This window comes from Nocardia flavorosea NBRC 108225 (assembly GCF_001613385.1).
GTDB lineage: Bacteria > Actinomycetota > Actinomycetes > Mycobacteriales > Mycobacteriaceae > Nocardia > Nocardia flavorosea.
In genome coordinates this window covers 56,083-74,345 of the sequence record NZ_BDCG01000017.1, presented here as the reverse complement: position 1 = coordinate 74,345, position 18,263 = coordinate 56,083, and the positions used below count along the sequence as shown (strand labels likewise).

The 18,263-nt window shown below is 66.2% G+C and carries 19 protein-coding genes and 3 pseudogenes; 10 read left to right on the top strand and 12 right to left on the bottom strand.

The window, feature by feature from the left end:
* Positions 1-88: 88 nt before the first annotated feature.
* Positions 89-892 (bottom strand): enoyl-CoA hydratase/isomerase family protein, encoded by an 804-nt coding sequence (locus tag NFL01S_RS22595; protein WP_062978507.1) that lies wholly within the window; start codon positions 890-892, stop codon positions 89-91.
* Between the two features lie 124 nt (positions 893-1,016).
* Here NFL01S_RS22595 and NFL01S_RS22590 point away from each other — a divergent pair, with 124 nt between their 5' ends.
* From NFL01S_RS22590 to NFL01S_RS22580, 3 genes are all read left to right on the top strand, one after another.
* Positions 1,017-1,694 (top strand): PaaI family thioesterase, encoded by a 678-nt coding sequence (locus NFL01S_RS22590; protein ID WP_371851841.1) that lies wholly within the window; start codon positions 1,017-1,019, stop codon positions 1,692-1,694.
* Positions 1,695-1,736: 42 nt separating this feature from the next.
* Positions 1,737-2,633 carry an enoyl-CoA hydratase/isomerase family protein gene (locus NFL01S_RS22585; RefSeq protein ID WP_062978310.1) on the top strand — a complete coding sequence of 299 codons (897 nt, stop codon included), beginning with the start codon at positions 1,737-1,739 and terminating at the stop codon, positions 2,631-2,633.
* A gap of 80 nt (positions 2,634-2,713) precedes the next feature.
* Complete coding sequence (locus NFL01S_RS22580) at positions 2,714-3,337, top strand: DUF6461 domain-containing protein (RefSeq protein ID WP_157116819.1); 624 nt, start codon at positions 2,714-2,716, stop codon at positions 3,335-3,337.
* Between the two features lie 340 nt (positions 3,338-3,677).
* Here the strand turns inward: NFL01S_RS22580 and NFL01S_RS22575 are convergent, their stop codons facing one another.
* A complete protein-coding gene (locus NFL01S_RS22575) occupies positions 3,678-4,151 on the bottom strand; it encodes an NUDIX hydrolase (protein WP_062978308.1) in 474 nt (157 codons plus the stop codon).
* The gene (locus NFL01S_RS22570; RefSeq protein WP_062978307.1) at positions 4,135-4,860 is read right to left on the bottom strand and encodes a hypothetical protein; all 726 of its coding nucleotides are present in this window, start codon (positions 4,858-4,860) and stop codon (positions 4,135-4,137) included. The genes NFL01S_RS22575 and NFL01S_RS22570 overlap by 17 nt, the downstream gene beginning before the upstream one ends.
* A 241-nt stretch (positions 4,861-5,101) precedes the next feature.
* On the opposite strand from NFL01S_RS22570, the gene NFL01S_RS22565 reads away from it, so the two are divergent.
* The 3 genes from NFL01S_RS22565 to NFL01S_RS22560 all read left to right on the top strand — a co-directional run bounded on the left by NFL01S_RS22565 (position 5,102) and on the right by NFL01S_RS22560 (position 6,250).
* Positions 5,102-5,365, top strand: coding sequence for a hypothetical protein (locus tag NFL01S_RS22565; protein ID WP_307615718.1), 264 nt, complete (start codon positions 5,102-5,104; stop codon positions 5,363-5,365).
* Between the two features lie 179 nt (positions 5,366-5,544).
* Positions 5,545-5,733 carry a hypothetical protein gene (locus tag NFL01S_RS35675; RefSeq protein ID WP_157116818.1) on the top strand — a complete coding sequence of 63 codons (189 nt, stop codon included), beginning with the start codon at positions 5,545-5,547 and terminating at the stop codon, positions 5,731-5,733.
* On the top strand, positions 5,714-6,250 hold the full coding sequence (locus NFL01S_RS22560; RefSeq protein WP_062978305.1) for a DUF6879 family protein: 537 nt from the start codon (positions 5,714-5,716) through the stop codon (positions 6,248-6,250). Before NFL01S_RS35675 ends, NFL01S_RS22560 begins: the two co-directional genes overlap by 20 nt.
* A gap of 109 nt (positions 6,251-6,359) precedes the next feature.
* On the opposite strand, the gene NFL01S_RS22555 is transcribed toward NFL01S_RS22560, so the two are convergent.
* From NFL01S_RS22555 to NFL01S_RS22530, 6 genes and pseudogenes are all read right to left on the bottom strand, one after another.
* On the bottom strand, positions 6,360-7,064 hold the full coding sequence (locus NFL01S_RS22555) for a TetR/AcrR family transcriptional regulator (protein ID WP_062978304.1): 705 nt from the start codon (positions 7,062-7,064) through the stop codon (positions 6,360-6,362).
* 27 nt (positions 7,065-7,091) lie between these two features.
* A complete protein-coding gene (locus NFL01S_RS22550; protein ID WP_371851844.1) occupies positions 7,092-7,892 on the bottom strand; it encodes an enoyl-CoA hydratase/isomerase family protein in 801 nt (266 codons plus the stop codon).
* Positions 7,886-9,155: pseudogene (locus NFL01S_RS22545) on the bottom strand (CaiB/BaiF CoA transferase family protein). The gene NFL01S_RS22550 and the pseudogene NFL01S_RS22545 overlap by 7 nt, the downstream one beginning before the upstream one ends.
* A complete protein-coding gene (locus tag NFL01S_RS22540) occupies positions 9,155-9,919 on the bottom strand; it encodes an SDR family NAD(P)-dependent oxidoreductase (RefSeq protein WP_062978302.1) in 765 nt (254 codons plus the stop codon). The pseudogene NFL01S_RS22545 and the gene NFL01S_RS22540 overlap by 1 nt, the downstream one beginning before the upstream one ends.
* A gap of 25 nt (positions 9,920-9,944) precedes the next feature.
* Positions 9,945-11,156: a cytochrome P450 gene (locus NFL01S_RS22535; protein WP_062978301.1), complete on the bottom strand. Its 1,212-nt coding sequence runs from the start codon at positions 11,154-11,156 to the stop codon at positions 9,945-9,947.
* A 192-nt stretch (positions 11,157-11,348) separates the two neighbouring features.
* Positions 11,349-12,134, bottom strand: a complete 786-nt coding sequence (locus NFL01S_RS22530; RefSeq protein WP_062978284.1) for a coniferyl-alcohol dehydrogenase — start codon at positions 12,132-12,134, stop codon at positions 11,349-11,351.
* Between the two features lie 157 nt (positions 12,135-12,291).
* On the opposite strand from NFL01S_RS22530, the gene NFL01S_RS22525 reads away from it, so the two are divergent.
* Complete coding sequence (locus NFL01S_RS22525; RefSeq protein ID WP_062978282.1) at positions 12,292-13,527, top strand: cytochrome P450; 1,236 nt, start codon at positions 12,292-12,294, stop codon at positions 13,525-13,527.
* Positions 13,528-13,777: 250 nt separating this feature from the next.
* Here NFL01S_RS22525 and NFL01S_RS22520 read toward each other — a convergent pair whose 3' ends face one another.
* Positions 13,778-14,191, bottom strand: a complete 414-nt coding sequence (locus tag NFL01S_RS22520; RefSeq protein ID WP_062978280.1) for a hypothetical protein — start codon at positions 14,189-14,191, stop codon at positions 13,778-13,780.
* Between the two features lie 178 nt (positions 14,192-14,369).
* Here NFL01S_RS22520 and NFL01S_RS22515 point away from each other — a divergent pair, with 178 nt between their 5' ends.
* Both NFL01S_RS22515 and NFL01S_RS22510 read left to right on the top strand, forming a co-directional pair.
* Positions 14,370-15,782 (top strand): helix-turn-helix domain-containing protein, encoded by a 1,413-nt coding sequence (locus NFL01S_RS22515; protein WP_245670832.1) that lies wholly within the window; start codon positions 14,370-14,372, stop codon positions 15,780-15,782.
* Positions 15,783-15,785: 3 nt separating this feature from the next.
* The gene (locus tag NFL01S_RS22510; protein ID WP_062978276.1) at positions 15,786-16,679 is read left to right on the top strand and encodes a phosphotransferase family protein; all 894 of its coding nucleotides are present in this window, start codon (positions 15,786-15,788) and stop codon (positions 16,677-16,679) included.
* Here NFL01S_RS22510 and NFL01S_RS37060 read toward each other — a convergent pair.
* Both NFL01S_RS37060 and NFL01S_RS34660 read right to left on the bottom strand, forming a co-directional pair.
* On the bottom strand, positions 16,672-16,926 hold the full coding sequence (locus tag NFL01S_RS37060) for a hypothetical protein (RefSeq protein ID WP_245670831.1): 255 nt from the start codon (positions 16,924-16,926) through the stop codon (positions 16,672-16,674). The genes NFL01S_RS22510 and NFL01S_RS37060 overlap by 8 nt on opposite strands.
* Positions 16,906-17,034: pseudogene (locus NFL01S_RS34660) on the bottom strand (alcohol dehydrogenase catalytic domain-containing protein); the annotation flags it as partial. The gene NFL01S_RS37060 and the pseudogene NFL01S_RS34660, both read right to left, overlap by 21 nt.
* A 32-nt stretch (positions 17,035-17,066) precedes the next feature.
* On the opposite strand from NFL01S_RS34660, the pseudogene NFL01S_RS22500 reads away from it, so the two are divergent.
* A pseudogene (locus NFL01S_RS22500) lies at positions 17,067-18,146 on the top strand (acyl-CoA dehydrogenase family protein); the annotation flags it as partial.
* Between the last annotated feature and the right edge of the window lie 117 nt (positions 18,147-18,263).

Sequence of the window (18,263 nt, the reverse complement as noted above, 5' to 3'; positions counted from 1 at the left end):
GAGGAAACGATATAAGGCACTGCTGCCTCCCTCCGAGGTTGTCGGTGTGGTCTGAGTCGGAAATCCCGGCTTCGGCTGCTGGGAAGGGTTAACGGCATTGCCAATCGGGTGTGCGCTTCTCGATGAATGCCTTGGGGCCCTCGAGCGCGTCCTCGGTACGGGTGACGCGTTCCCGGAACGATTCGGCGAGCATTTCGGCTTCGTGCAGCGGGACGTTCAAACCTTTGACGATCGCCAAGCGCGTCCCCCGGACAGCCAGCGGCGCATTGGAGTTGACGATGGCGGCGATCTCCTGGGCACGTTCGAGCAGCCGATCGTGCTCCACGACCTCGGTGACCATCCCCAGTTCGTAGGCGCGCTGGGCACTCATCCGCTCATGTTTACCCATCAGCGCCATCCGCAGCGCGACCGTGCGCGGCAGCACCCGGGCCAGGCGCACGACCTCGCGTCCGGCGACCAGGCCGATACTGACATGCGGATCGAAGAAACTCGCCCGGTCCGAGGCGATGACGATATCGCCCGTGGTCACCCAATCCAGCCCGGCGCCGCAGCACACGCCGTTGACCGCGGTGAGCACCGGTTTGGTCATGGTCCGGAACGGGGGCGTGCCCTCCTGAGGCGCTTCCCACTGCTCGTAGGTGGACAGGTACGGCCGTTCGTTGATCACCTTGCCGTCGCCGGGGATGGCCTTGACGTCGGCGCCGGTGCAGAACGCGCGGCCCGCGCCGGTGACGATGAGCGACCACACCTTGTCGTCGTTCTCGGCCTCGTCATAGGCGGAGCGCAGCTCGGTGATCATATGCGGGCTGAGCGCGTTGAGTGCGTCGGGCCGATTCAGCGTGATGGTGGCCGTGTGTCCGTCGACTGCGTAGCCGATGGTGTCGAACGGCATGGTTCCCTCCTGGGCGGACGGGGCACTGGGATGCCTACTGATATAGATACAGTAGACAATACCGTTGATCTTCTGCCAAGGTTTGTGCAGACCTATCGGCGACGAAAGCAAGGTTTCGATGGCCGTGAACGACAAATCCGACCCCGCCGCCGAGGGTGCCACCACGGCATCCCTGCGCTTCGGCGAACAACCGCTCGCCCAGACGGTGGCCGCGGCCGGTGCCTTGCGCCGCATCGCCGGCTTACTGGTTTCCCTGGAACAGCCGCACCCGGCGGTCGACACGATGATCGAAAACCTCGAGCGGTGGGAGCGCGAACTGACCGTTGCGGCACCCCCGGACTCAGCACCCCGGGTCGGGCCGGACGCGAGCGATACCCAGCGCGTCTACCTGGACCACGCCTTCGATATCGGCGCCTACAACCCCTGCTTTCCCGAGTATCGTTTCGATTTGCTCGGCCCCGAACGCGCTGCCGGCCGGATCGCTTTTCCCCTGGTGCACGAGGGTCCGCCCGGTCTTGTGCACGGCGGCTTCCTCGGCGTGTTCTTCGACGCGGCGGTCCAGCACCACAGCTGCGCCGTCGGCGTCACCGGGAAAACCCGTTCGATGAACATCACCTACCGCCGGCCGACCCCGCTGCTGGTGGAGTTGCGTTTCGAGATCGATCGTGTCGTGGACGAGTCCGGAATCCGATCGAAGGCCCGGCTGCTGCGCGAGGACAAACTGCTGTGCACGGCAGAGGTCGAGACCGTCGCGGCGAAACTGACCGGTACTCGCCTCGGCCGCCGCCACGTGCCCGACTGATCTGCGGCACGTACCGCACCTGTGAAGAGAAGAGGACCCCTGATGACCGACTCCAGCGCCGCAGACGGCCGAGTGCACTACGACGTGGACCCCGGTGGCCGGATCGTCACCATCACACTCGACAATCCCGCGCGGCGCAATTCCTACAACGCCGCCATGCGCGACGAACTGGCCCGCCACCTCGACCGCGCGGCCGAAGACGACGACATTACCGTCGTCCTGCTGCGCGGCACCGAGGGCGTATTCAGCACCGGCGCCGATATGAACAACGCCTACGGCTGGTACGGCGACCGCGCAGGCGCCGACGGCAAACCGGCGAAAAGCCGACCCAGTCAGCGCCGCCGGCTGACCGTGGACCGCAAATCGTTCGGCTTCTACCACAACCTCATGGGCTACCCGAAGGTCACCGTGGGCGAGATCAGCGGTTACGCGCTCGGCGGCGGATTCGAAATGGCGTTGATGACCGATATCTCGGTGATCGCCCGCGACACCCGGATCGGCATGCCGGCCACCCGCTTCCTCGGACCGGCCCTGGGCAGCCTGCACCTGTTCTTCCACCGTCTGGGCCCGGTACTGGCCCGGCGCATGCTGCTGACCGGCGATATCCTCCAGGCGGGCGAGGTGGAACATCTGGGGGTGTTCACCGAGACCAGCGACCCGTCCGGTGTCACGGCCCGGGCCCGGTACTGGGCCGAGAAGGCGGCGAAAATGCCCGCCGACGGCGTGGTCATCGCGAAGGAAGCGTTCCGGTTGGTCGAACAGAGCCAGGCGTACCAGGGGGAAGAGGTCGCGAGCTACCTGTTCCACGCGTTCGGCACCAATCTCCAGTTCGCCCCTGGGGAATTCAACTTCGTCAAAAGCCGTGCCGAACACGGCACCCGCGAGGCCTTCCGGTTGCGTGACGAGCACTTCCACGTCCCGGAACCGGATATCTCCTGAGTTACCCGCACACCCGGGCTGGGTCTTTCCGGCCAACGGCTCATCCTGGTTGTCGGTGACTCATGGCAGTGTCAGCCGCTATGACTACGTCAGCTGATGACGGCGCTGCCATGGCCGGTGGCCTCGGGTGGATGTACGGTAGGGATCTGCCGCTGCTCAGCCTCACCTTCGCTCGTCAGATCAACGCCCGGGAACTATTGGAGCGGATGGGCGTCGACCGAAACACCGTGGCAGTGCGCGAGCAGGATGACTTCCACCACGAACTGCGTGATCTTCTCTACGCACCCGACGGATATGTGGTCAGCGCCGGACATTACGGAAGCTGGGCCTGGGTGTGGGAGCACGGTAGCTGGAAGGGCCTGGAAGATCCAGGACTGGTGCTGCGCGCCTCGATCGGAACCGCGGCAGTGGTGCTGAACGCCAACGAGAAACCGGGAGTGGTGTTCCGGTACGCCGAGAACGGCCGCCTTACCACCGGACTCGACACCAGGACCGGCTTCGCGCGGACCGGCGGTGACCCGCACCGCTTCGACACCGAGTTGCAGGGCCTCGGCGCCCGGCCCGAAGAAGACGAATACGGCCCCTTGGGGTCCCGCGAAATCTTCTACAGGCTTGCCGAGAAGCTCGGCGTCGGGTTGCCTCTGGATGACCTCAACGAACGTCCCGTCCTCAGCGGCCGGCTCCTGCCTCCACACTCGCAGTAGCCGGCGACTGACTCGACACCCACGCCGCTGTTCCTCGTTTCCGAGAGCGGTCGGCCGATCAGTCGGATGGGCCGGCGAGCTCGGCAGACGAGGTCGCGGCGAAGTCGATCTGGCGGCGTGCGTTGGACAGCGTGGTCACCACACAGGTGCCGACCGGGCCGTGGCGGTCTGCTGCAGCAGGCCGGCATCGGCAACGGCGATCCACGACTGGATCGGCACAGGCACGGAGGACTGCTCATCCTGCCTCGGCCTGGGAACAGAAATGTGTATGTCCTGCCTGGGCGGTCCTACGTGCTATGACTGCGGCGGCAGCGGTTCGATTCCGTTGTGAGGCATGGTGTCATCCGAGATACGGTTTCGGTCTTTGTTCGGTGTGATGCCGTAGCCGGAGTCGTACCGTCTCGTGCACCGGGAGTGTTTCCAGCTGAGCCGGGGTCAAGAACTCGACATCGGTCGATTCCGAACTGACCGCGATGGTGCCGCCGGTCACGCGGCCGTAGAACGTGATGTTGAATTCTTGTCTGACCTCGCCGTCTGGGTACGCGATCACATGGTCGGGGTCGGTGTATATCCCCAGGATTCCGGTTATTTCGATGTCGAGGCCGGTCTCTTCTTTCGTTTCCCGGATCACGCACTGTTCCAGCGTTTCGCCGATCTCCATGGTTCCACCGGGAAACGACCAGTTCCCCGAGTCGCTGCGGCGTTGCATCAGCACCGCGCCGTTGTCGTCGACTATGAGTGCCGAGCCTCTGGGGACGAGGCTGTTCGCCTCGGGCGCATCCTGGTCTCGGTAGTAGTCACGCCGTGATGCCATCGGAGCCTACCTCTTGCAGGTACGGGGTCACTGCTCCCCAGATCTGTTCGGTTTGGTCTTCGAACGAGGCGAACATACCGTGGGGAGACAGTTTGCGCAGATGCAGCGCTGGGTGCTGGTAGCCACGGGCCCGGACCAGGTAGGGGGTCACGATCATCTGGTCGTCGAACCTGAAAACCGAGTTGTACAGGTGCGTGGTGTGCAATCCGATCCGGCATCCCGGCGCTGTGGCGAGCGGGCCGAGCATACTCAGCGCATTCCGGATGCGTCCGGGTAGCGTCCCCTGCATCTGTTCGAGCGCATCGCGTTCCGCGACATGGGGACAATCCGGATCGGCGAACGCGAGTCGGACAGTGGCACCGTTGCGGCACTTGCCGGCGATCAGGTCGGAGGCATCCGGCATCAATTCGAGTACGAACGGATAGGCGTATCCGATGATGTCTATCCGCTGAGTTGCGCTCGTCAGCAGGGAGATCCAGACGTCGTTCGGGATATCGGCACGGTGCGCGTAAGCGGCTACGACCTCGGCTGTAGCAGGTGCTCCCGCGCTGAGGTCCGGCCGAGTCCGGGGCCACAGGGTGGACTCGGATTCGTGCAGCACACGGGCAACGTCGGCCCTGGTCCGCTTGTGCGGCACCCGCCCGGCCAACCACCGATTCACGGTCTTGGCGTCCACGCCGACCGCGGCGGCGAGTGTGGCCGAATCCATCTGTCCCGAAGCATTGCCGATTCGAGGCGCTGGCTCATGCCCGAACCATACCGGGACATTCAGATGGTTTGAAGTGTCCGAAGAAACGTCCCGGACGTAGTTCAGGTGTCCGTCCAGTGTCCATACGTTGATTCGCGACCCCCGTGGTGTGTGTCGGCGCCGCGCCACGGGGAGTCTGCCAACGATGTGAACCGAAGGGAAGACGATGCGGCCGACAGCATTCGGATGGGTAGATGACGACGTGAGTACCGCGCCCGATTGGGACCGGGCGCAGGTCCGGCGATTGGCCGACCGTCTCGGCTACCGAATCATCTGGTCCGATGTGCGTTCAGTGCTCTCGGTCGTGGACCAGGTGCGCAACGCCGGGGTCGACACGGTGATACTGCCCGCGCCGGAGCACCTCGGCGCGCTCGAACTGAACCGGGTGATGAATGTGGCCGACGTGGAGACGGTCCTACCCCGGTTGTCGTTCGCCCGGTGGTACGCGGCCGGGACTGCGCGGTGACAATGCTCGGCTTGGCGGTGGTGATCGGGCTGCCGGTCGCAGTGATCGTGTGGTCGGTGTTCTGGCCGGTGAACCGCCGGTAGCGCAGCGCAGCCACAACAGCCTCCCGACGCCAGCACAACCTCTAGCGCTTTCCTGCCGCATCAAACGTGAGCTGTGCGCTCTCGTGGGTCCGGCGAATGACTGAACTTCCGGCACCATTGGACGACAGCGAGATCGCCGACAGGGCTCGACGCACATTCCGGCTGTCCGGCCGCCCGATAGTCGAGGGTGCAGTCCTGGACAAGCTGATCCTGGAGGACAACGAGACAGCCATCGAAGTACCGAGGGCTGAAAGGACTTACTACGGTGGAACTCCGCTCGGATGACGACTGGTTCGAACTCTTGGAAGGAGCGCGACGGTCTGCGTTCCATCTCGAAGTGCGGGATTGCTACGCCGAACCGGAAGAGTCGGAACCGCTGCGCCGCTACCTGAACGGCGAACTGGAACCCGAAACCGACCGCTATGACAAAAGCGACTGGATCGAACTCGTCGAGACATTGACGGCCCGCGGCGTGCTGATGAGGCGGGTCAGGGTGATCACGGAACCACTGTCGGGGTATCACCATTGGCTGCTGACGGTAGCCGGTTCGAGCGTAGACGCCGGCGAGGACATCCGGTACGCGCCGCGGCATCTGGTTGAGGACGTGCCGGCTGACGACTGGTGGCTGTTCGACGATGACCGGGTGGGGTTCAACCTGGTCGACGACGCCGGTAAACCGGCGGGCGCAGCAGTGACCGCGGACCCGGGTATCGTCGCTTACTGCCGTGCCACCCGAGACCGGTTGTGGCGGTTGGCGACACCGTTCACCGACTATGTGGCCGCGGTGAACGCCCGGCAGTGACCGACTCTGTCCAGGACGCCAGGGAATCTCTCGGCCAGCGGCTTCGGGAAATCCGCCGCGACGCCGGGGTCACCGGCCGGGAGCTCGCCGCCCGCGAAGGCTCCAGCGTCTAGCGATTGGCGTCGATCAGCCGGCTCACGTTGTCGAGAATGCACTGTAGGCCGTATTCGAAATTGTGCTCGTCCGGTGCACCCGATTTCCGGCCCTTCGACATCGCCTGGGAGAGCAGCGGGGTCTTCTCCGGGTCGATCCGGATCTCTTCGTAGTAGGCGCGGGCCGAATCGCCTAGTTCGGAGTTCTTGTCGTACAGCCGTTGCAGGACCACCGAACCCCGGATGTGCAGGTTCACCGCTGAATAGGTGTCGAATGCCTGATCGACGGTCAGCCCGGCCTCGACCAGGGCCGCCACGGCGCGCTCCATACCGCGGGCGCCGAGGCGGGCGGCGGGTGCGCTGAGCGAGGAGCGGATGAGGACCAGATCGCACAGGATCGGGTTCCCGAGGAAGGCGTAGCGCATGGTGCGGGCGTGGTGGGTCAGCGAGTCGCGCCAGTCGGCGGGGTCGATGAATGGGGTGTCGAAGACGTGCCGACTCAGCGCGCGGTCGGTCATGGCGTTGAGCAGATCGTCCTTCTTACGGAAGTACCAGTAGATACTGGTGACTCCCACATCGAGGTGCTTACCGAGCATCGGCATGCTCAACCCGTCGATCGAGACCTGCTCGGCGAGTTCGAAGGCACCGTCGATGATGTCCTCCGGATTCAGCGAGCCACGCTCCCGCCGCCGGCGCTTCACACCGGTCGCTCTCCTGTTCACAGTGGCACCTCATTTCTTCGTTGCGGGTCACGCACTCGCACCGGGCGTGGTGTACACCGGATCGCGTTTCTCGCTGAACGCCGCGAACGCCTCGAGGACATCGGGGCAGGTCAAGTTGATTCGCTGGGCGTGACCTTCGCCGAGTAGCGCTTCGCGCATGGTGCGGTCGGCGCCGTCGTTCAGCAGGGACTTGGTTTGCGCGAGTGCGGTGGGCGGTCCGGCGGCCAGCCGGGCAGCCGCGTCGGCGACGAAATCGTCGATGCTGTCCTCGGGCTGGACCCAGGTGACCAGGCCGAGCGACCGAGCCTCCGCGGCATCGATGGTGTCGGCGAACATCGCGAGCCGCTTGGCCTGCTGCAGCCCGATCAATTTGGGCAGCAGCCAGGAGCCGCCGCAGTCCAGCGAGAGGGCCCGGCGGGTGAAGATCTGGCAGAACCTCGTATCCGGGGTGGCGGCCACGAAATCGCAGCCGAGCGCGAGATTCCAGCCGGCGCCGACCGCGACACCGCGCACCTTCGCGATCGACGGCACCGGCAGGTCGTGCAACTGCAGCACCGCCTCGTTGATCGCGCGGATCTCCGTGGCGGGATCGGGGAACTCGTCCATCCCGGAGGCGTCCGCGATATCGGCGCCGGAACAGAAGGATCCGCCCGCACCGGTGAGGACGACCGCACCCACCTCGCCGCCGTAGGTGACGTCACGAAGTTCGTCGCGCAGGGCGGACCACATCGCGCGGGTGATCGCGTTCTTGCGGTGCGGCCGGTTGAACGTCAGCGTTCGCACGCGCCCTGTCTGGTGGCTGAGCAGAACAGGCTCATCGGTCACGATACGGTCCTTTCCACTACCGCCCCGGCGGGAACCGCGGGGCCTATCGCGCCTCGACCGCGCAGTGCGGCGAGGGTGCCGGTGTCGAATCCGGCTTCGGCCAGCACCGTGTCGGTGTGCCGGCCGAGTGCGGGGATCGCGCCCATCGGCGGGTCGTAGCCGGCGAGGATCGGCGGCGGCAGCAGTGCGGTCACCGGACCGGCGGGCGTCTCGACGGGACGCCAACGCTGCCGCTGCGTCAGATGGAGATGGGCGAGGACTTCGGTCGGGGTGTTGTACCGGGCGTTGCCGATACCGGCCGCGTCCGCCTGCTGCTGGATGATGTCCAGATCGTGACCGGCGCACCACTGCGCGATCGCCGCGTCGAGCTCCGCGCGGTGTTCGACCCGGCCGGTGTTCGACCCGGCCGGCGTTCGACGCGAACCGGGGGTCACGGGCAAGATCGGGACGGGCGAGCAGCTCGCCGGCCAGGCGTTGCCATTCCCGGTCGTTGGTCGTGCCGAGGACCACGATCTGCCCGTCGCGGGTGGGGTACGCACCATAGGGCGCGACCGCCGGTGATCCCATCCCGATCGGTTCCTGGTCGACTCCGGTGTGGCGAGACCAGGTCAGCGCATAGCCCATCAGCTCCGCCATCGTGTCGAACAAGCTCACCGAGGCGGAGGTGGGGCCGGGGGCCGCCCGGCCGGGAGTGTCGCGGGCGTAGAGCATCGTCACGATCGCCAGCGCCGCGTAGATCCCCGTCGAGACATCGGCGATCGGCGGGCCGGGCTTGGCGGGCGAGCCGGGCGTGCCGGTGACCGCGCAGGCCCCGGATTCGGCTTGTACCAGCAGGTCGTAGGCCCGCTTATGGGAGAGTGTGCCGCCTGTGCCGTAGCCGTCGATCGAGATCGAGATCAGGCCCGGATGCCGGGCGGCCAGCTCTTCTGTGCCGAAGCCGAGCGCGGTGACCGCCCCGGGCGCGAGATTGGAAACGAACACATCCGCGCTGTCGAGCAGGCGATGCAGGGCGCCGGCGCCCTCGGGGTCCTTGAGGTTCAACGCGACCGATTCCTTGCCGCGATTGGCCCAGACGAAATGCGCGGCGAGCCCGTGCACCACCTGGTCGTATTCGCGGGCGAAATCGCCACCGCGCGGATTCTCGACCTTGATCGCCCGCGCCCCGAAATCGGCAAGGATCCGGGTGCACATCGGGGCGGATACCGCTTGTTCCAGCGATACGACGGTGACCCCGCTGAGCGGACCGGGAACGGACTCCGCCGCCATCACATCACCAGGCCGCCGTCGACCGGCAGGATCTGACCGGTCACGAAGGAGGCGGCGTCGGAGGCGAGGAAGACGAACGCTCCGGCAACCTCTTCGGGTTCGGCCCAGCGCCGCATGGGAATGCGGGCCAGCGTCTGTTCGGCGAACTTCGGGTCGGTGCGGATGGTGGCGGTCATCGGCGTCGCGGCGGCCGGGGCGAGCGCATTGACCGTGATCTGTTTACGGGCCAGTTCCTTGGCCAGTGATTTCGTCATGCCCACGATCCCGGATTTGGCGGCCGAGTAGTTCACCTGTCCGAGTGTGCCGACCAGCCCGGCCGACGAGGTGACGTTGATGATCCGGCCGGTGCCGTCGGTGGGCAGATAGTCCAGCGCGGCGCGCGCGCAGCGGAAAGCCCCCAAGAGGTGGATATCGAGCATCTTCAGCACCGATTCCTCGGTGGTGTTCGCGAACATCGCGGGTTCGGTCACCCCGGCGTTGTTGACCACGATATGCACTGTTCCACCGGCGAGTTCGGCGGCGGCAGCGGCCGCGGCGGCAGCAGCTGCGGGATCCCGGACATCGAGATCCGCGGCGACCGCGCGCCCGCCGTCCGCGGTGATCTTCTCCGCGGTGACCGCGGCGGCCGCCGGATCGATATCGGTGACGAGCACCGCCGCGCCGTGGGCGGCCAGTGCCGCGGCGACCGCGGCACCGATGCCCCCGGCGGCGCCGGTGACCAGCGCCGAGCGCCCCGACAGGTCGAACAGGTACCGGCCGGCCATGGTGGGCTCCTTCCCGGGCCGTGGCTCAGGCGACGACATCGAAGGTCACCGGAAGCACATTGGGCGAACGGAACGGCTGGCCGAAGATATGCGGATCGCCCTCATCTTTCAGTTCGAATCCGGTCAGGCGGGTGAGCAGGCGGTCCAGCGCGACCCGGGTCTCCATCCGCGCCAGGTGCAGGCCGAGGCAGGTATGGCCGCCCGCGGTGAAACTGATGTGCGGGATGCGGCGGCGGTGGATATCGAATTCCTCCGGGCGCTCCCAGCGGTTCTCGTCCCGGTTGGCCGACCCCAGGCACAGGTCCAGCACCGCGCCTCGGGGGATCGCGACGCCGTCGAGTTCGGTGTCCTCGGTGACATACCGTTGCACCAGGGTGAGCGGGGTTTCGTAGCGCAGCCCCTCCTCGATCGCCGGGGTGAGCAGGCGGCGATCGGCCTGCACGGCCGCGAACTGGTCCGGATGCTTCAGCAGCAGGTAGAGCAGATTGCCGGAAGACCGGTAGGTGGTTTCCAGGCCGGCCGGCAGCAACAGTCGCAGGAACGAGTAGATCGCCTCGTCGGTGAGTTTCTCGCCGTCGATCTCGGCGGTCACCAGATCGCTGATGATATCGCCGGTGGGATTGCTGCGGCGCTGTTCGATATGTCCGAGGAAATACTCCTGCAGGTCCTTCGACGCCTCCAGTGCGCGCCCCACGTTCCCGGCGTAGCTGATGATTGCCACCGCCGCCTTGCGGAAGAACGGCAGATCCTCCTCGGGCAGGCCGAGGAGCCGGGCGATCACACGGGTCGGGAATTCGAAGGTGAACTCGCGGACCAGATCGGCATTGCCGCGTTCGGTGAATTCGTCGATGAGCGCGTCGCAGATCGGCCGCACGATTTCGGGCTCCCAGGTGAGCAGCGATTGCGGTTTGAACGCCGCCGAGACCAGGCCCCGGTGCGCTTTGTGCCGGGCGCCGTGCATCGCCAGAATGGTCGGCCCCATGAACACGCCGATCGTGGAATCGTAGAGCGCGGTGTTGAACACCTGACTGTTGCGCAGGGCGGCATTGACCGCGTCGTAGGAGAACGCCGAATAGCTGTCCTTGGGCCGCAGCGATTCCGGGGTTCTCGAATAGTCCATCACCGTCCCGTGCGAAACCCCGCTCTCGGCGCGCCTGGCGGCGAAGTACGGGTAGGGGTCACGTAGGTCGAGGGCGTCCCCGGCCGGTGTCGATTCGTCCTGAACAGGGCTGTTCACAGCTCCACCTCTAGCGTCGTCGGGACCTTGCGGAATCCACGTTATTCAACTTACTGTAATGCGTACAGTAAAAGGCTTCATCCGCATCGGCAATCTCCTGTGGTGCGAGGGCTTTCCTCATCGGTCGGCGATGGGTGCGGAACGTGCCGCCTGCCGAGGGTTCGCTGCGGGCGGCACATTCCGGCGCCGATATCAGAGTTGGATGGGCGCGCCCGCCGCCATCGGCGCCACGAAGCCGCCGTCTACGTGCACGTCCTGGCCGTTGATCCAGCGCGCTGCCGGCGAAGCCAGGAAGGCGATGACCGGGACGATATCGTCGACGCTCGCGTGCCGTCCCACCGTGGCCTTGACCATATCGAGGACATCTTTGCCCATGCTGGTCTCGAAATCGCCGAGGATCGGCGTCTCGGTGGGCCCGGGGCTCACCGTGTTGATCCGCACCCCGTATTTCTGCCACGCCGCAGGCGCCAGGCGCTTGGCGTGGATGATCGCGGCCTGCTTCGAGGTGCTGTACACCGGATAGGCGGGGTCCTGGGTGTCCTGCCAGGCCCGGACCGCCTCCGCGTCGGTCGCGTCGAGGAGGCCGGCGAGTTCTTCGAGTCGCTGCTGCCAACCGAGTGCCGCGACCGATGCGACGGTGACGATCGCGCCGCCCTCACGCAGCCGCGGGAGCATCCCCTCCGCCATCAATCGCATGCCGAGGTAGTTCACCGCGAGCACATCGTGGGCCGGGGCGGTGCCGGGCACGCCCGCGACGTAGGCCAGCGCATCCCATTTCGAGCCGATGCGATCCAGTAGCCCGTCGATCGCCGCGGCGTCGCGCAGATCGCACTGTTCGTGCCGGGAGGCCTGGGTGTCGCTCGGGCGGAGATTCACCGCGAGGACGTAATCGCCCTGCCTGTGATAGTGCTCGGCGGTCTCCGCGCCGATGCCCGATCCGGCGCCGACGACGACGATCTTGCGTTGTTCAGAGGACATGACTACCACCGCTCCAATGCCCGGTACGACTTATAGAATGCTTGACAGTATGCCTGACTATAAATCACTCTGGTGGGCGGCACAACGCGCCGGGCCGGCCCCTGGGCGACGGGTCCGACCAGGAGTAACACGAAGATACGGAACGGAAGAACCGCATATGAGCATGCCGATCGTCGACGATGCCGCGAAGGTACTTGCGGACCCGGCCGCCTACACCGACGAGTCCCGATTGCACACCGCACTGAGTTCGCTGCGGGCGAATGCACCGGTGTCGCTGGTGGACGTGCCCCCCTACAAACCGTTCTGGGCGATCACCAAACACGCCGACGTGATGGCCGTCGAACGGGCGAACCAGGTGTTCACGAACTGGCCGCGGCCTGTACTGATGCCGGCCGCCTCGGACGAGATGCAGGCCGCGGTCGGCATCAAGACGCTGATCCACATGGACGATCCCCAGCACCGGATCGTCCGCGCGATCGCCGCGGACTGGTTCAGCCCGAAATCCATGCGCGCCATGGGGGAGCGGATCGAACAGCTCGCCGTGCGCTACGTCGACCAGATGCGTGACGCGGGCGGGGAATGCGATTTCGTCCAGGAAGTCGCGGTCAACTACCCGCTGTATGTGATCATGTTCCTGCTCGGCGTCCCCGAAGCCGATTTCCCGCTGATGCTCGAGCTCACGCAGGAACTGATCGGCAGCGACGACGACGAGTACAAGCGCACGATGTCGGAAACCGAGACGATGACGGCGCTGGCGGAAATGTTCGCCTACTTCAAGACATTGACCGATTCCCGGCGGGCGAACCCGACCGACGATCTCGCCTCGGTCATCGCCAACGCGACCATCGACGGTGAACCACTGTCCGATATCGAGACCATGTCCTACTACGCGATCATCGCCACCGCCGGGCACGACACCACCAGTGCCACGATCGCCGGCGGGATGCGGGCTCTGATCGAACATCCCGCACAGCGTGAAGAACTGGCCGCCGACCTGGGTCTGATGTCCCGGGCCACCGAGGAGATGATCCGCTGGGTCACTCCGGTGAAAGCGTTCATGCGCACGGCGGCGCAGGATGCGAAGGTCAACGGCGTGCCGATCGCGGAAGGCGAGTCGCTGCTGCTGTCCTATGCGTCGGCCAATCGCGACGAAGAGGTTTTCGACGACCCGTTCCGGTTCGATATCCACCGCGAACCCAACAAGCATGTGGCGTTCGGGTTCGGTGTCCATTTCTGTCTGGGTGCGGCGCTGGCCCGGATGGAGGTCGGGAAGTTCTTCGCCGAACTGCTGCCGCGGCTGAAATCGGCCGAACTGGCCGGTGAACCCGAGTTGATCGCGACAACGTTCGTCGGCGGGCTCAAGCACCTGCCGATCCGCTACGAGCTGAGCTGAGGGTCGTGGCCCGGCCGGTCCGCGGCGGTGCGTCGAGCACACCGCCGCGGGGCCGGCGCAACCGCTTCGGTACCGGCTGCCCGCTGTGGGCCCGATGCGCGCTGCTCGATGACCACCTCGCCGCGAAGTTCAGATCGCCGAGCCGGTACCGGGGGTAGCGCTCATCGCTTGTCCCGACGTTCAGGCAATACCACCGCCAGGATCAGCACAGCCGAAGGCAGACCGATAGCGATGACGAAGCCCAGCGTGATCATTGTCGACGCCTTGTCTGCGCGGTGACTGCCGACCACAAGGGATATTCCTGTGTGCCGGTGATGAGATCGGCCGCCTCGGTGACCACCCACCACGGAGTACTGGCCTCGAGCACGCCGAGGTGCGGGATCACGACCACGTCCGCGAGGTGTTCGAGCGCGTGCTGGACCGCGATGAGGGCGGCCAATACGGCCGGCGCATCGGTGTGCACGGTGTAGGCGACGTTCAGCCGGTGTCGGCGCATCAGTTCTTCGTATGCTGCAGGGTCGTGTTCACTGTGCAGCAGGGCAACGGCCCGCCGCGGCTTGTCCGGATCAATCATGGTGTAGCCCCTCGTGATCAGTCGCCGGTGAAGGAGGTAGATCCGGCTGACGGTGATTGCCTTCAGCGTCGCGACGTTCGGACTGTCCACCAATCTCCGTGCGGGATATCCCCAGCGGGGATTGCGTGTTTTTCCACGGCGATCGTGTTCGATTCAGGCGGGCTCGACCGAGCGCTACGGTGAACTGAAAAGCGTCCGGCCCAGCTGAAAGCGTCGATTCATGAGAGAACGACAGCAGTGCCGCTCCTGCGGGAACGGAGCCGCGATCGTGACTGCCGCGAGCTTGTGCGCGGGATGTGCGCGAGCGTCGGGTTTCCGCCACCCCTTGCCTTCCGGGTTTTTCACCAGCCCATCGATGCGGGCTGCGCTGTCCGAACACAACTTCGGCATCGTGTTCGCTGCGATTCGCGAGTGCACCGGCCTCTCGCAGAACCAACTCGGGGCGCTGCTCGGGTTGAGCCAGGCACGGGTATCGGAGGTCGAGGCCGGATCACGGCGGTTGACAGGCGCGAAAACGGCCGCGCGAATTTCGTCGGTCTTCGCTGTTCCCGCGCAGCTGCTCGGCTTCCACGTGGACTCCGCTGAGCAGGCGGCCGGTAGCCTGGCGGGCGAGGAGGTGGACTGGGTGCACCGCAGAGATTTCGTCACCCTGGCAACCGCTGCCGCGCTCGGATCACGTCTGCATCCCGAACTCGAACGACTGGCCGACGTTCTGCCCGATCGGCTGGCCCCCGTCTCCAGACCCCGCATCGGCGATGCCGATATCGATGCGATCGAAGCCATCAGCGACGGATTCCGCCGCTGGGATCTCGCCCACGGCGGGGGCCTTTGCCGCAGCGCCGCACTCAGCCAGCTTCACCAGGTGGCCGCCCTGAACGATGCGGTATGCACGTCCTTCGTCCAAGGCCGGCTGCACATCGCCACCGCAGAGCTGGCGAGCATGGCCGCTTGGCTCGCCTACGACATCGAAGACCACAACGCGGCTCGTCGTCTGTGGACCTATGCCCTGCACACCGCCCAGCGCGCCGAGGGCAACCCCCGCTCCACCGACCTGATGGTTGTGATCCTGCTCGATATGGCCCATCAGTCACTGCATCTGCGTCGGCCGAAAGATGCCCTCGCTTTCTGCCGGTTGGCCGCAGCGACATCCTCCGGTCGCCGTTACCCGGTATCGCCCATCACCGCTGGTTACATCCATACGGTCGCTGCGTGGTGCTGGGCCACGCTGGGCGAACCCGAACCGACTCGCCGGGCACTGGGGGCTTCCGAAGCCGGGTACGCGGAGGCGAGCGTCGGCACGGACCTGGCTTGGGCGTGGGTCGTCACCGACGCGGAAATCGCCGCTCAACACGGTCATTCGCTCTATCTGCTATCGCTGAAGCACCAGGAATTCGGCGAAGCCGCAGCAACGAAGCTGACTGTGGCGGCGGAAGGTCATTCGGCCGAGCACGAGCGCAGCCGGGCCGTGGTGCTGCCGACCTTGGCTGCCGCGCATTTCCGGGCCGGCGACATTGATGCAGCGGTGCACATCGGACAGACCGTGGTTACGGCGGTCACCGCGCTGTCTTCGCAACGCTGTTACGCCCGCCTCCGGGATCTGGATACTGTTGCCGCGCGTCACCGCTGCGTCCAGGAAGTGCTGGACCTGCGCGCCGATATCGCCGCGGCTCTGGCGGGGTGAGCGATGGTAGTAGACGGTGCGCTACCCGGCCGCACAGAGCTCGAAAAAGCCTGTTCGGTGTTCGGTGTGAAGTCGAGTGCGGCCGAGCTGCTACATCGGCGGTCGAATGCTGTGTGGCGGGTAGACGATGTGGTCGTCCGCCTTGCCCCGGACACACCGCTGCGCCGCACGCGCGCCGCCACGAGCATCGCGGTCACCCGATGGCTCTCGTCCACGGCGGCAGAGCCGATAGCGCTGAATCCGCTACCCGGCATACAACCGGTGCTGACCGGCAGTGCGGTAGCGACATTCTGGCCCTATCGACCCCCTGCTGCCCAACCCGCTGCCCGCGATGTCGCGAAACTGGTTCGTCTCCTTCACCAGCAGCCGGTGCCACCGTTCCGGATCCCGGAGTATCGCCCGCTACGACGGCTGCGGGAGGCATTCGAGGTCGACGCCGCGCGAACGCGCCCGGTTTTGAGCAAGCCGGACCGTGCCTGGCTCCGCCGCCGAGCCGACGAGCTGATCGCCCAGTTCGATACGATCCGGTTCCCCCTCGGCCACGGCCTGGTGCATGCCGACGCCCATGAGGAGAACATCGTGCTGGACAACGGCAGGTGGGTGCTCATCGATTGGGACAACGCTTGCTTCGGCCCGCGCGAACTCGACCTCGTCGGCACGCTGCCCGACCATTTCCACACGCCGCAGGCCGACCGCGCGGCATTCATCCAAGAGTACGGCTATGACCTGCTCGAATGGTCCGGTTGGCGATTGCTGCGAGATATCACCGAATACCACTCGCTCGGCGCCTACATACGACTCGCGGCTGCTACACCCCGAGCCGCACACGAACTCGGCCGCCGCGTGGAATCACTGCGCACCGGCGACCGCGATGTCGTCTGGGAGACGATCAGCTGAGCCCGCCGCGAACCGGCGCGACCGCTCCGGTATCGAGTGCACACTGTGGCGCTCTGAGGCGCCGGCCCGTCCGGGCGGCGATACGGGGCAACGACGTGCCGTCAGTGGTCGGCGTCGGTGAATCGGATCTCAGCCAGGCCCCCAGATCGTGCTCCGCGGAGCGCCCGAGTGCGACGATGACCTTCTTGAACATCCGGCCGTCGGTGGCTTCGGCTATGGCGCCTTCCTCGCCGAGTGCCACCACCACGCCGGCGCCTTCGTGTCCGCCGAGGATCGGGAATCCGCTCATCGCGATATCGCCGGTGCGCAGATGATGATCGGATCGGCACAACCCGGCGGCCTCCATCCGGATGCGGCCGGCGCGAGGGCCCGCTGGACATCGGGCTCGACAACTTCGACGAAGACGTCCACCTGGCGATGGGCGCCGAGGGCTGGCTGACTGCGGAACTGAGCAAACCGGCCGACGGCGGGCTGAACCGGTTGCGCCGCCGCATCTGGGATCTGGAGAAGCGGCGCGCGCGGGTGCCGTGGGTGACCTGGGGTACCACCGCGATCGTGGTCGGTTCGGTGCGCGACTACGGTTCGCCCGAACTGCAGGAAGAGGTGCTGCCGAGGGTGGCCAGTGGCGAGGTGCGGCTGTGCCTCGGCTACACCGAACCCGAGGGCGGATCCGATGTCGCGACCTGTAAAACGCGCGCGGTACGCGACGGGGATCAGTGGGTGATCAACGGCTCGAAGATGTTCACCACCGGCGCGCACAACTGCCAGTACGTCTTCCTGATCACCAATACCGACCCGGAAGCCCGGAAACACAAGAGCCTGACCATGTTCCTGGTTCCGCTCGACACCCCCGGTATCGAGATCCAGGGCATCCGCACCGTCGACGGCGACCGCACCAATATCGTCTACTACAGCGATGTCCGGGTCGACGACAAGTACCGGCTCGGTGAGGTGAACGGGGGCTGGTCGGTGCTGATGGGCCCGCTCAACACCGAGCACGGTGTGGTCGACGCCGCGGGCGACGGGCTGCAGGACGTATCGATCATGACCCACCAGGGCGCGATGATGGCGGTGGCGGTCGACCGGATCGCCGCGCTCGCGGCGCAACCGCGCCCGGACGGGAGCCGTCTGCTCGACGACTCCTCGGTGGCGTACCGGCTGGGGCGCAGTGTTGCCCGGATGGAAGCGGCGCTGTCCGCACCGCATATGTTCGGCCGGGTCGCGATCGCGCAGGCCATGCGCGATATCTCACCGGATCTGATGGACCTGCTCGGGCCCGCCGCGGCCCTGCCGGTGGAGACCGAAGGCGCCGCCGACGACGGGGGAGCGGAATACATCTACCGCTGGGCGCCGCTGTGCGGGATCTACGGCGGCACCCTGGAGGTTTTCCGCAACATGATCGCCCAGCACGTACTCGGACTGGGCAGGCCGAACTACTCGCCGCCGGCCAAGCCGAAGGCTGCCTGACGGGCTTCGCGGGAACCAACGAAGGAGTATGCGATATGCCTCGACCTGCAGTCGGCGCACGGGTGGCAGACGCCGACGACACCGTGGACGAGACCACGCGGCCGGTGACGGTCACAT

Bases quoted from the DNA above. Each gene is read 5' to 3' on its own strand.
- NFL01S_RS22570 (WP_062978307.1), bottom strand. From the start codon at position 4,860: ATGGATTCGGCCACACTCGCCGCCGCGGTCGGCGTGGACGCCAAGACC.
- NFL01S_RS22510 (WP_062978276.1), top strand. From the start codon at position 15,786: ATGGTAGTAGACGGTGCGCTACCCGGCCGCACAGAGCTCGAAAAAGCC.
- NFL01S_RS22580 (WP_157116819.1), top strand. From the start codon at position 2,714: ATGACTACGTCAGCTGATGACGGCGCTGCCATGGCCGGTGGCCTCGGG.
- NFL01S_RS22575 (WP_062978308.1), bottom strand. From the start codon at position 4,151: ATGGCATCACGGCGTGACTACTACCGAGACCAGGATGCGCCCGAGGCG.
- NFL01S_RS22540 (WP_062978302.1), bottom strand. From the start codon at position 9,919: ATGGCCGGCCGGTACCTGTTCGACCTGTCGGGGCGCTCGGCGCTGGTC.
- NFL01S_RS22525 (WP_062978282.1), top strand. From the start codon at position 12,292: ATGAGCATGCCGATCGTCGACGATGCCGCGAAGGTACTTGCGGACCCG.
- NFL01S_RS35675 (WP_157116818.1), top strand. From the start codon at position 5,545: ATGACTGAACTTCCGGCACCATTGGACGACAGCGAGATCGCCGACAGG.
- NFL01S_RS22585 (WP_062978310.1), top strand. From the start codon at position 1,737: ATGACCGACTCCAGCGCCGCAGACGGCCGAGTGCACTACGACGTGGAC.
- NFL01S_RS22595 (WP_062978507.1), bottom strand. From the start codon at position 892: ATGCCGTTCGACACCATCGGCTACGCAGTCGACGGACACACGGCCACC.
- NFL01S_RS22530 (WP_062978284.1), bottom strand. From the start codon at position 12,134: ATGTCCTCTGAACAACGCAAGATCGTCGTCGTCGGCGCCGGATCGGGC.